The 11,747-nt window shown below is 61.5% G+C and carries 10 protein-coding genes; 9 read left to right on the forward strand and 1 reads right to left on the reverse strand.

Annotation, left to right across the window (positions count from 1 at the left end):
- The 7 genes from DBR18_RS15165 to DBR18_RS15195 form a co-directional block, all read left to right on the forward strand.
- Nucleotides 1–739, forward strand: a 739-nt coding sequence (locus tag DBR18_RS15165; protein WP_108590929.1) for an NAD-dependent epimerase/dehydratase family protein, incomplete at its 5' end; no start/stop codon positions are given.
- 634 nt (nucleotides 740–1,373) lie between these two features.
- Complete coding sequence (locus DBR18_RS15170) at nucleotides 1,374–3,095, forward strand: carbamoyltransferase C-terminal domain-containing protein (protein ID WP_108590915.1); 1,722 nt, start codon at nucleotides 1,374–1,376, stop codon at nucleotides 3,093–3,095.
- 64 nt (nucleotides 3,096–3,159) lie between these two features.
- Entirely contained in the window at nucleotides 3,160–4,335 is a 1,176-nt protein-coding gene (locus tag DBR18_RS15175) for an MFS transporter (protein ID WP_108590916.1), read from the forward strand.
- A 1-nt stretch (nucleotide 4,336) separates the two neighbouring features.
- Entirely contained in the window at nucleotides 4,337–5,011 is a 675-nt protein-coding gene (locus DBR18_RS15180; RefSeq protein ID WP_256588717.1) for an HAD family phosphatase, read from the forward strand.
- Nucleotides 5,008–5,646 (forward strand): YdcF family protein, encoded by a 639-nt coding sequence (locus DBR18_RS15185; RefSeq protein ID WP_108590918.1) that lies wholly within the window; start codon nucleotides 5,008–5,010, stop codon nucleotides 5,644–5,646. The genes DBR18_RS15180 and DBR18_RS15185 overlap by 4 nt, the downstream gene beginning before the upstream one ends.
- A 25-nt stretch (nucleotides 5,647–5,671) precedes the next feature.
- Nucleotides 5,672–7,129, forward strand: coding sequence for an amidohydrolase family protein (locus DBR18_RS15190; protein ID WP_108590919.1), 1,458 nt, complete (start codon nucleotides 5,672–5,674; stop codon nucleotides 7,127–7,129).
- 151 nt (nucleotides 7,130–7,280) lie between these two features.
- Complete coding sequence (locus DBR18_RS15195) at nucleotides 7,281–7,649, forward strand: glyoxalase superfamily protein (RefSeq protein ID WP_108590920.1); 369 nt, start codon at nucleotides 7,281–7,283, stop codon at nucleotides 7,647–7,649.
- A gap of 156 nt (nucleotides 7,650–7,805) precedes the next feature.
- Here the strand turns inward: DBR18_RS15195 and DBR18_RS15200 are convergent, their stop codons facing one another.
- Nucleotides 7,806–8,822 (reverse strand): AraC family transcriptional regulator, encoded by a 1,017-nt coding sequence (locus DBR18_RS15200; RefSeq protein WP_108590921.1) that lies wholly within the window; start codon nucleotides 8,820–8,822, stop codon nucleotides 7,806–7,808.
- A 211-nt stretch (nucleotides 8,823–9,033) separates the two neighbouring features.
- Between DBR18_RS15200 and DBR18_RS15205 the strand changes: the two genes are divergently transcribed.
- Complete coding sequence (locus DBR18_RS15205; protein ID WP_108590922.1) at nucleotides 9,034–10,629, forward strand: FAD-binding oxidoreductase; 1,596 nt, start codon at nucleotides 9,034–9,036, stop codon at nucleotides 10,627–10,629.
- Between the two features lie 5 nt (nucleotides 10,630–10,634).
- On the forward strand, nucleotides 10,635–11,747 hold a 1,113-nt coding region (locus tag DBR18_RS15210), incomplete at its 3' end, for a glycerol-3-phosphate dehydrogenase/oxidase (RefSeq protein ID WP_256588718.1).

Raw genomic sequence — 11,747 nt, forward strand, 5'->3', positions numbered from 1 at the left:
CGAAGACAGCACATTGCTGGCCGAACAGGCCCGCGCCGCCGATGCGGTGATCAACGCCGCCAGCAGCGATCATCGCGGCGCGGTCGAAGCGTTGCTCGATGCCCTGCGCGGCTCGCACAAAGTGTTTCTGCACACCAGCGGTTCGAGCATCGTCGGCGATGCCTCGGGCGGTAAATCCAGTGACGTCATCTACTTTGAGGACAACCTGCCGGAGCCCACCGTCGACAAGGCTGCCCGTGTGGCGATCGACAACCTGATCCTCGGCGCTGCGCAGGATGGCGTGAACTCTGCGGTGATCTGCAACACGCTGATCTACGGCCACAGCCTGGGCGTCAATCGCGACAGCGTGCAGTTGCCGCGCCTGCTCAAGCAAGCGCGCAAAAGCGGTGTGGTGCGTCATGTCGGCACGGGCCAGAACATCTGGTCCAACGTGCACATCGAAGACGTCGTCGCCCTATACCTGCTGGCGCTGACCAAGAACGTGCCGGGCACTTTCTATTTCGTCGAAAGCGGCGAAGCGTCGTTCATCGACATGACCACCGCCATGGCCCAAGCCCTGAACCTCGGCGAGCCACAGGACTGGCCACTGAAGGATGCCGAAGCCGAGTGGGGCTACGAAATGGCCAACTACGGCCTGGGCTCCAACAGCCGCGTACGCGGCAAACACGCCCGGGAACTGCTGGGCTGGGCGCCGAAGCGTACGTCGGTGGTGGACTGGATTCGTAACGAAATGGTGTGAGCCCTACACAAACCATCCAAACACCACCGAATCTGTGGGAGCTGGCTTGCCAGCGATAGCGGTCGACCAGTCAGCATCTGTGTTGGATGTTACGCCGCCATCGCCAGCAGGCTGGCTCCCACAAGTGAACCGCATTCTGACTGACGGAATGCAATCAACCTGTAGGAGCGAGCCTGCTCGCGAAAGCGCTGGATCAAACAACAGAAGTCTCGGCTGGCACGCCGCTATCGCCCGTTTCTGTCCCGGTAAACCCCCGCAAATACGCCGAATACCAGTGGAATTTAATTTTTAGCGAGTACTTGTCCGAGCACTCGGGAAATTCCCGGCTAGGCTGCTACCGCGGTAAAACGAGGGCGGCTGCGATGGATGTCGCCCTCTACGTGTTGCGGGCATGAGGCCCGTTCAGCACGGCACCACCCATGGAGTTTTTCTGGCAAAAGGAATTTGCGATGGCGACACCCATTGATGCCTTCTCGTAGGCGTATCCCCCGGCGGACACACATGAATCCGCGACCTCCCGATGAGTAATGGTCCGCCATGACGGCCGGCATCTGTCATTGACTCTGGTTATTGCATTGCACGCTACGCGCGTGGGCGAAGCCGTCACCTCAATTGGCGAAAACAAGGAATAGTTATGATCATTTTGGGTATTACGAACAATGATTTGGCGGGTGCTTGCCTGGTACGTGACGGTCAGATTCTTTCGGCGGTCAGTGAAGAGCGTTTCACCCGCATCAAGGACCATAAAATCTGGCCGGCCCAGTCCATCGAGTTTGTGTTGAGCCAGGCCGGCGTGTCGCTGGAAGACGTCGATCATGTCGCCTACGGATGGAACGCCGGTTTCAGTGCCGACAAACATCTGGAGTTGTACTTTGATCGCATTGTCGAGGAGGTCAGGAACAACCCCGAGGGGCTGGCGCAATTCCGGCAACGGGTGACCGATGAAATCAGCAACGACAAGGCAAAGCGCGGCGAATTCGACCAGTTCATTGTCGACAACGGTTTGCAGGGCAAGGCGTATTACATCGATCACCACGAGTGCCATGCGCTCGGTGCCTATGTCTGCTCGCCATTCGAGGAAGCGTTGACATTGACCTGCGACGGACGCGGCGATTTCCAGTCGCTGACCGTCACCTGGTACAGCCCGACAGAAACCACGGTGCTGCAACGCGAAACCAGCATCGACAGCCTCGGTTATTTCTATGGCCGGATCACCCACCTGCTCGGTTACAAGCCCAACCGCCACGAAGGCAAGGTCACCGGTCTGGCCGCATTCGGTGATCCGCAGAAACTGCTGGGCGTGATGCAGCAGATGATCCGTTTCGAAGACGGCCGCATCAAGGCGCGCTGCGGCGATATGTTCCTGCCGTCCTACAACACCTACAGCGAGCCGCTGGAAACCTTGTTTGCCCGGGAAACCCCCGAGGACATCGCCGCCGCTGTACAGCGTCACAGCGAAGACCTGCTGGTGGCCACCGTCAGCCATCATCTGGCGCAGCGCGGCAGTGCCAACCTGTGCCTGGCCGGCGGCGTGTTCGGCAACGTCAAACTCAACCAGCGCCTGCGCGAGATTCCGGGCGTCAAAGACGTCTACGTGCTGCCGTGCATGGGCGATGGCGGCCTGGCACTGGCGGCGGCAGTCGGCGTCGCGTACCTGGAAAACGGCACCCGTTTCAAGAATCCGTCGATGATGCTTGGCCCGCAATCGCGCAGCGTTTCGCAGAACATCAACCTGATCATTCGTGACTACCCTGAACTCGGTTATCACACGCCGTCGAACATCATCGAGGTGCTGACCGAGGCCCTGACGGAAAATCAGGTGCTGGGCATGTTCAAGGGCAAGATGGAGTTCGGCCCGCGCTCGCTGTGCAACCGCAGCATCGTCTATCACGCGCAGGATGCCGAGGTGAACGACTGGCTCAACAAACGCATGCATCGCACCGAGTTCATGCCCTTCGGCCCGGTCACCGCCATCGAGCAGGCGCCGGCCTGCTACGTCGGTTGGGACGAGCAGCAAGTGGCCGCCGACACCATGACCATGACCTACGATTGCCATCCGCAATTCCGCGAGGCGAGTCCGGCGGTGGTGCACATCGACGGCACCGCGCGCCCGCAGATCATTCGCCCGCAGAGCGACCCGTTCATGCATCGCCTGCTGACGGCCTGGCACCAGAAAACCGGTCAGGCGGCCTTGATCAACACCTCGTTCAACCGCCATGAAGAGCCGATCGTGTGCTCTTCCCAGGACGCACTGGATGCGCTGAAAGAAGGCATGGTCGATCTGGTGGTCATGAGTGAATCGCTGATTGTCTGGCGCAAGGGCAGAAACAGCTTTACTCAACAACGCTTCGAATAAATGGATGGTATTCAGGGCTCCCCGGGGAGCCCTGTTTCAGGAGTACCGGGCGTATGGTTGACGCATGTATTTAATCTTTTTCGGGTTCTTTGCGGCGGAAGGGATCATCTATCCGTTCTGGCCGACCTGGCTCGATTCCCTGGGCTTCAGTGCCAGTGAAATCGGCTTGCTGATCGCTGCGGCGTATTGGCCGCAGGTGGTGACCGGGGTGCTGATCACCTATGTGGCCGACTGGCGCGTGGATCAGTTGCGGCTCGCCGCTGTTCTGAGCGTTACCGCCGCGTTGTGTACGTTGCTGTTCTACTTCATCCCGCCGCACTTGTGGATGTTCGTGTGCCTGAGTGTGCTGTTTGGCGGGGTGTGGATGGTGGTGCTGCCGCTGTCCGAATCCTATCTGCTCAAGCGCGACAAACTGGCCCTGCAGAATTACGGCTGGGTGCGGGCGGTAGGCTCATCGGCCTTTATCCTGACCTCGACCCTCGGTGGTTTTCTGTTTGCGCAGTACAGCCAGTCGTGGGTGCCGCTGGTGATCGCAGCGAGCATGTTACTCACCGCCGTGGCGTGTTTGCACCTGAAGCGCCAAGTGTCGCGGGCGCATCTGGCGCCGCCCGGCCCGGCGCGCAAACGGCCTGAGTGGCGGGCGCTGTTGGCGCACAAAAGCCTGTTGATTGCGATTGCTGCCGCCAGCTTCATTCAACTGAGTCACACCCTGTACTTTTCCACGGCCTCGATTGGTTGGGGGGTGAAGGGCTTCTCTTCCTCGGCGATCGGCATGTTCTGGGCGGTGGCGGTGATTGCGGAAATCACCTGGTTCGCGCTGTCCAACAAGGTCTTGGCGTTTTGCGCGCCGCTGTCGTTGGTGATGTTTTCCAGCGTCTGTGCGGCGCTGCGCTGGGCGCTGTTTGCCAACAGCGACGCGGTGTCGCTGATCCTGCTGGGCCAGTGCCTGCACGCGCTGAGCTTTGCCGCCTACCACGCGGCGATCATGCGTTTTATTCGCGACCAGGCACCGCAGGATATTCAGGTCTTTACTCAAGGGGTTTATTACTCCCTGGCGGTGGCCTTGCCCATGGGCCTGGCCACACCTTTCGCCGGTTACCTGTACCAGACCCGGCCGCAGTGGTCCTACTACGTGATGGCGCTGTTCGCGTTGGTCGGAACGGTGCTGGCGTTCATTGCTCATCAGAAAATGCGAAGTTCAACTCATGGCTCAACAAACGTTTACAGCCGTCTGCTTTGATATGGACGGTGTGCTCATCCAGTCCCGCGAGGTGATTGAACACGCCTGGATCACCGTGGCGCGGCAGTACGGGCTCAGCGTCGATCAGGCGTTCATCGACGAACACATCCACGGTCGTCCCGGCGGTTACACCCTCAAGACCTTGTTCGCCGAGTTTGACGAAGCGCAGCAGGTGGCGATCAAGCGTGAAGTCGACGCCATCGAGCAGGTGACGAACTGTGCGCTGGTGCCGGGCGTCGCGACGTTGATCGCCCGACTGCGCGAGCACGCCGTGCCGCTGGCGCTGGTCACCAGCAGTTGGCGGGCGCGGGTCGAACACGTTCTGCAGCAACACCACCTGACGTCGGCGTTCGACAGCATCATCTGTCGCGACGATGTGCGCAGCGGCAAACCGGCGCCCGATCCCTATCGCCTGGCGGCGGCACAACTGGGCCGGCAAAGTGACGAATGCCTGGTCTTCGAAGACTCGGTCAGCGGTGTGCAGTCGGCGGTCAGCAGCGGCGCACTGTGCATCGGCATTGGCGACGACCCGACGCTGACCGCGCATGGCGCCGCAGGCCTGTATGCCGATTTCACCCGGCTTGCGCTCAGGCTGGACGGCAGGGGCGCGCACGGTTATGCCGATGGAGCGCTGTTCATCAACACGCACCCGACCCAAAGGTTTGCCCGCTCATGACATTGACGTTGCAGCACGCCAGCGTGCTCTGGAAATTCCTCGGTGCGGGGCGCCAACACAGCGCCAGTGATTTGATCGTAGTCTGTGGCTCCTACGACCTGCGGGTCTGCGATTACGCCTGCCAACTGTTGAAAGACGGCGTGGCACCGCACCTGTTGTTCACTGGCAATACCGGCAACTGGACCCGGCATTTGTGGGAACGCACCGAAGCCGATATTTTTGCTCAACATGCCCTGGCGCAAGGGGTGAGGGCGCAGCAGTTCACTCTGGAAACCCGCGCGACCAATTTTGCCGAAAACATCGCGTTCGCCCGAGCGATGTTTCCCGACGTGCGCCGCGCGACGTTTCTGACCAAACCCAATTCGATCCGGCGCGTGGCGTTGACCCTGCCCGTGCAATGGCCTGGCCTGGAAGCCTTTGTGGATGCGCCGTCGTTCCGATTTCCCGATGACGTCAGCAACCTGATCGGGGTTCTGGGCCTGATCGACGAAATGGTCGGCGATGTACACCGCATCATGGTTTACCCTTCGCTGGGATTTCAGGTCGAGCAGACCATCCCCGAAGAGGTTCAGGTAGCCTGGCGGTATCTGGTGGAGCAAGGCTTCGATCACCATTTGATCAAGGGCAGGAGTTGACGCTGACTCCCCCCGGGAGACAGACATGCAGTACGACACGCTGATCCGCAACGCCACCGTCATCGATGGCAGCAACACGCCCGGCTACCGCGCTGATGTGGCGATTCTCGACGGCCGCATCGAACGCATCGGCGACTTGCACGATGCTCGCGCTACCGAAGAAATCGATGCCGTCGGCCGCGTACTGGCGCCGGGTTTCATCGACGTGCACACCCACGACGACACCGTGGTCATCCGCCAGCCCGAAATGCTGCCCAAGCTCAGCCAGGGCGTGACCACGGTGATTGTCGGTAACTGCGGGATCAGCGCCTCGCCGGTCAGCCTGAAAGGCAATCCGCCGGATCCGATGAACCTGCTCGGCAGCGCAGCGGCATTCGTCTATCCACGTTTCAGCGATTACCGCGCCGCCGTCGAAGCGGCGAACACCACGTTGAACGTCGCCGCACTGGTCGGCCATACCGCACTGCGCAGCAACCACCTCGACGACCTGTTCCGCACCGCCACGCCAGCCGAGATCGCCGCGATGCGCGAGCAGCTGCGTGACAGCCTTGAAGCCGGCGCGCTCGGTTTATCCACAGGCCTGGCCTACGCCAGTGCCTTTAACGCCTCCACCGACGAAGTGAAGCAACTGACCGAAGAACTGACCGCATTCGGCGCGGTGTACACCACGCACCTGCGCAGTGAATTCGAACCGGTGCTGGAGGCGATGGACGAAGCGTTCAGCATCGGCCGCCACTCGCGTTCCCCGGTGATCATTTCCCACCTCAAATGCGCCGGTGTCGGCAACTGGGGGCGTAGTCCGCAGTTGCTCGCATCGCTGGAAGCAGCGGCGAAAACCCAGCACGTGGGCTGCGATTGCTATCCCTACGCGGCGAGTTCTTCGACGCTGGATCTGAAGCAGGTCACCGATGCTCACCGCATCACCATCACCTGGTCGACGCCGCACCCTCAAGTCAGCGGCCGTGACCTGATCGACATCGCCGCCGAATGGAACGTGCCACTGCTCGAAGCGGCCAAGCGCCTGCAACCGGCGGGCGCGGTGTACTACGGCATGGACGAGGCGGATGTACGAAAAATCCTCGCGCACCCGTTGACGATGGTCGGCTCTGACGGACTGCCGGAAGATCCGTTCCCGCATCCGCGCCTGTGGGGCGCTTTCCCACGGGTGCTCGGACATTTCAGTCGTGATGTCGGGTTGTTTGCGCTGCACACCGCCGTGCACAAGATGACCGGACTGTCAGCGGCACGGTTTGGCCTGAAGGAACGCGGCGAGATTCGTGAAGGCTATTGGGGTGATCTGGTGATGTTCGATCCTTTGACGGTGCGCGATGTGGCGGACTTTCATGATCCGCAACGGGCGGCGCAGGGGATTGACGGGGTGTGGGTCAATGGCGTGTTGAGCTATCGCGACGGACAGGCGAACGGTCGACGGGAGGGGCGATTTCTGGCGCGGAACGGGGATTTGCGCGAAGGTTTCAATTGATTGCCAAGCCCCTGTAGGAGCTGCCGAAGGCTGCGATCTTTTGATCTGCGTCTCATAGTGGCACTCTGAGATTAAAGAATGTCGAAACCAAGCCGAATTGCTGACATCCAGCCCGGCTACACGCTTGGGCCAACCAGTCAGGGAGCACCCCATGAGCTTCGGCAAAACCACCCCGATCCTGCGGATCTTCGATGAAGCCAAGGCGTTGGAATTTTACGTCGACTTCCTCGGTTTCAAGATCGACTGGCAGCATCGCTTCGAAGCGAATTTCCCACTGTATCTGCAGGTGTCCCGTGGCGAGTGCGTGCTGCATCTGTCCGAACATCACGGCGATGCGACGCCGGGTTCGGCGCTGCGCATCGAGACCGATGAGCTGGAGGTGTTTCAGCAGCAGTTGCAGGCCAAGGATTACAAGTTCTCGCACCCACAGATTCAGGCAATGCCGTGGGGCAGTCAGGACATGACCATTGCTGATCCGTTTGGCAATCGGCTGGTGTTCACCAACGCGATCAGTGTCTGAGTCGAGCCATACAAAAAAAGCGCTGCCAATCCATTAAGGTGGCCACTGACGCCATCGCTGGCAAGCCAGCTCCCACAGTGATCGCGTCGTACACAAAATTTGTGCTTCACCAAGAAACCTGTGGGAGCTGGCTTGCCAGCGATGAGGCCAGTCCCGTCACCCCCGATGCATCTGCCGAAACTCCCCCGGCGGCATCCCGCGCCGGCTCTTGAACGTGCGATGGAACGACCGCGGCTCGGTAAACCCCAGATACTGCGCAATGTCCTGAATCGGCAACGTGCTGTTGAGCAAATAATGCTCCGCCAGTTCCTGACGCAAATCATCAAGAATCTGCTGATACGACGTCCCCGCCTGATGCAACTGGCGTTGCAACGTGCGCACCGACACCGCGAGCTGCTCGGCCACCTGTTCCTTGCGCGGCAAGCCTTCTTTGAGCAACTGGCGCAGGATGCTTTTGACCCGCTGTTCCAGCGACGCATCCTCCAGCGTCGCCATCAAGCCCATCGCGTGTTCTTCCAGGGTACGCAGCAATTGCGCGTCGGCCTGGCGCAGCGGTAACTGCAGATACGCCAGCGGCACGATCAGCGCTGAATAGGCCTGATCGAACAGCACCGGGCAATCGAAAAACGCTTCGTACTGCGCCGGTGTAGCGTCTGCCGGGCACGGGTGTTCCAGCCACACGGCGGCGGGCGACATCTGTGTGTCGGCGATCCAGCGTGCATATTGCAGCCAGGAGCCGAGGACGTTTTCCACCAGATGTCGGCGAATCCTTGGGCGTTGATAGCGGCAAGTCCAGATCAGGTGCACGTGGCCGTCCTGCACTTCGGCGCGGCTGACGCCCATGTCGCCCACCAGTTTTTCGAACGGCATGATCCGGCTCATCGCATCGCCCAGGGTCGCGCAGTTCATGGTGATGTAACCGAGCACGCTCCAGGAATTGGGCAGGACGAAATTGGCCGCGTTGAGACCAAACAGCGGATCGCCCGAGTGCTCGCAGAAATAATCGAGCAGGCGCTCATGGGTTTCGCCCGGCAGGCGCAGGCTGTTGTCGCTCAGTTGCTGCGCCTGCAAACCGGCTGCCGCCAACGCCGGCTCGATGGCCATGCCCAGTTGCTCGGCATGGCGCACGTATTTGAGCAGCGGCGGAACCGAGGTGAAGCCGAGCGATTGCATGATCCGAATTCCTTGATCAAGGCCTGCGTGAGCGAATGAATGCCTGAAAGGTAATTTGAAACCCCGACTAAAGTAAATGGCTGACACTTGCGCGACGTTTGACTCAATTGGCTACTCGAACTGGCCGGATGCGACCGTGACACTTTTTGGCCGCTGACTAGTATGGAGGCCTGCCACATCACTGATCAGACTGCATAAGAAGGACACACGCATGCGACGCTGGAACGGCTGGGGGGATGCAACCACGGTGGTCGAACTGCCGGCCCAGGGCGCGAGTTTTCTCCATGAACGGTTGGGGGCAGGGCACGTGTTGCCCGATGCCACGCTGGAGGCAGCTTTGGCGCGGGTGCCGGTTTCGCGGCTGGCGGCGCACGCCTTGTACAGCGTCGACGCCCATGATCGTCTGCTGCACGCCCGGGGCCAGAGCCTGCCGGACTGGCTGGCGTTGCGCGAAGGTGCGCTGGGCAACTATCCGGACGCGGTGGCGTTTCCGGAAACTGCCGGGCAGATCTGCCAGTTGCTGGCCCTCGCCCATGAACAGGACTTGTGCCTGATTCCCTACGGCGGCGGTACCTCGGTGGCCGGGCATATCAATCCGCCGGATTCGGCGCGACCTGTAGTGACGGTGTCGCTGGCGCGGATGAATCGTCTGCTCGACCTCGACGAGCAGAGCCAACTGGCGACGTTCGGCCCCGGTGCCAGTGGCCCGCAGGTGGAAAGTCAGCTGCGCGCTCGCGGCTACACGCTGGGGCATTTCCCGCAGTCGTGGGAGCTGTCGACGCTGGGCGGTTGGGTCGCCAGTCGCTCCAGCGGTCAGCAGTCGTTGCGCTACGGGCGCATCGAGCAATTGTTCGCTGGCGGCACCCTGGAAACCTTTGCCGGGCCACTGGAAATTCCGACCTTTCCAGCCTCGGCGGCGGGGCCTGATCTGCGCGAAGTGGTGCTCGGTTGCAAGGGCCGTTTCGGGATCATTTCCGAGGTCAAAGTTCGGGTCAGTCCGCTGCCGGTCGATGAACGTTTTTACGGCGTGTTTCTGCCCAACTGGAGCAAGGCGCTGCAAGCGATCCGCCAATTGGCCCAGGCACGCGTGCCGCTGTCGATGCTGCGTTTGTCGAACGCGGTGGAGACCGAAACCCAACTGGCGCTGGCCGGGCATCCGCAGCAGATCGCCTGGTTGGAAAAGTATCTGAACCTGCGCGGCGCCGGTGAAGGCAAGTGCCTGCTGACCTTCGGCGTGACCGGCAATCGTCGGCAAAACGCACTGTCGCTAAGCCAGGCGCGGCAGCATCTGAAAGCCTTCGGCGGTGTGTTCACCGGTACTTTGCTTGGCAAGAAATGGGCGCAGAACCGCTTCCGTTTCCCCTACCTGCGCGAGAACCTGTGGAACGCCGGTTACGTGGTCGACACCCTGGAAACCGCCACCGACTGGAGCAACGTCGACCACCTGCTCAATCTGATCGAAAACAGCCTCCGTGACGCTTTGGCGGCAGAGGGCGAACGGGTGCATGTGTTCACTCATCTTTCCCACGTCTATGGCGAAGGCTCGAGTATCTACACCACGTATGTATTTCGCCCGGCGGCGGATTATCCGGCGACGCTGGCGCGCTGGCAGGCACTCAAGCACTCGGCCAGCCAGACCATCGTCGACAACCACGGCACCATCAGCCACCAGCACGGCGTCGGTAAGGATCACGCGCCGTACCTGTCGCGCGAGAAAGGCGCGCTGGCGATGGACACCTTGCAGGCGCTGAGCAGGCACTTCGATCCGGCCGGGCGCCTCAACCCCGGCACGCTGTTGCAGGAGTGACGGCCATGCACACGGACTGGAACGCCGCGTGGCGCCAGCAAGCCTTGCCGACATTGGCCGACGAAACGTGGGACCTGATCGTCATCGGCGGTGGCATCAGCGGTGCCGGCATTCTGCGCGAAGCGGCGCGACGTGGCTGGCGCTGTCTGCTGCTGGAACAACGGGATTTCGCCTGGGGCACCTCCAGCCGATCGTCGAAAATGGTTCACGGCGGTTTGCGCTACATCGCCAAGGGCCAGTGGCGGCTGACCCGTGACTCGGTTCGCGAACGTCAGCGTTTGCTCGACGAAGCGCCGGGGCTGGTGGAGCCGATGAGTTTCATGATGCCGCACTATCGCGGCGGCTTTCCCGGGCCGCGTGTGCTCGGTGGCTTGTTGTCGGTGTATGACGCATTGGCCGGACGCCGCAGCCATCGATTTCATGACGCGCAGCAACTGCGTTTTCTCGCACCGGGGGTAAAGGAAAACGAGTTGATTGGCGGCACCTGTTTTATCGATGCGCTGACCGATGACGCACGGCTGGTGATGCGCGTGTTGCACGAAGCGCGGGCCGATGGCGCGGCGGTGTTCAACGGGGTGCGCGTCGAACATTTGCTGCGCGAAAACGGTCGGGTGTGCGGGGTGCAGGTCGAAGATTGCGAAGCGGGTGGGTCGCTGCAGTTGCGTTGCGGCGTGCTGGCGGTGGCGACCGGGGCGTGGGCGGAGCGCCTGCGTTTGCCCGAGGCACCACGACAACTGCGGCCTTTGCGCGGCAGCCATCTGCTGCTGCCGGGCTGGCGTTTGCCGGTGGCGCAGGCCTTCACTTTTTTGCATGCGCGCGACCATCGGCCGGTGTTCGTTTTTCCGTGGGAAGGGGCGACGGTGGTCGGCACCACCGACCTCGATCATCGCGAGAATCTGGATCAGAGCGCGAGCATCAGTGCCGACGAACTCGACTATCTGCTGGCGGCTTGCACGCAACAATTTCCAGGTGCGGAAGTGACGGCGAGCGATGTGCTGTCGACCTGGTCCGGCGTGCGTCCGGTGGTCGGCAGCGCGGCGGGTGAACAGCAAGGCAAGCCGTCGAATGAAACCCGTGAGCATGTGCTGTGGCAGGAGCCGGGTTGCGTCACCCTGGCC

The sequence above is a fragment of the Pseudomonas sp. HMWF021 genome (assembly GCF_003061005.1).
Classification (GTDB): domain Bacteria; phylum Pseudomonadota; class Gammaproteobacteria; order Pseudomonadales; family Pseudomonadaceae; genus Aquipseudomonas.

Bases quoted from the DNA above. Each gene is read 5' to 3' on its own strand.
- DBR18_RS15170 (WP_108590915.1), top strand. From the start codon at position 1,374: ATGATCATTTTGGGTATTACGAACAATGATTTGGCGGGTGCTTGCCTG.
- DBR18_RS15175 (WP_108590916.1), top strand. From the start codon at position 3,160: ATGTATTTAATCTTTTTCGGGTTCTTTGCGGCGGAAGGGATCATCTAT.
- DBR18_RS15180 (WP_256588717.1), top strand. From the start codon at position 4,337: ATGGACGGTGTGCTCATCCAGTCCCGCGAGGTGATTGAACACGCCTGG.
- DBR18_RS15185 (WP_108590918.1), top strand. From the start codon at position 5,008: ATGACATTGACGTTGCAGCACGCCAGCGTGCTCTGGAAATTCCTCGGT.
- DBR18_RS15190 (WP_108590919.1), top strand. From the start codon at position 5,672: ATGCAGTACGACACGCTGATCCGCAACGCCACCGTCATCGATGGCAGC.
- DBR18_RS15195 (WP_108590920.1), top strand. From the start codon at position 7,281: ATGAGCTTCGGCAAAACCACCCCGATCCTGCGGATCTTCGATGAAGCC.
- DBR18_RS15200 (WP_108590921.1), bottom strand. From the start codon at position 8,822: ATGCAATCGCTCGGCTTCACCTCGGTTCCGCCGCTGCTCAAATACGTG.
- DBR18_RS15205 (WP_108590922.1), top strand. From the start codon at position 9,034: ATGCGACGCTGGAACGGCTGGGGGGATGCAACCACGGTGGTCGAACTG.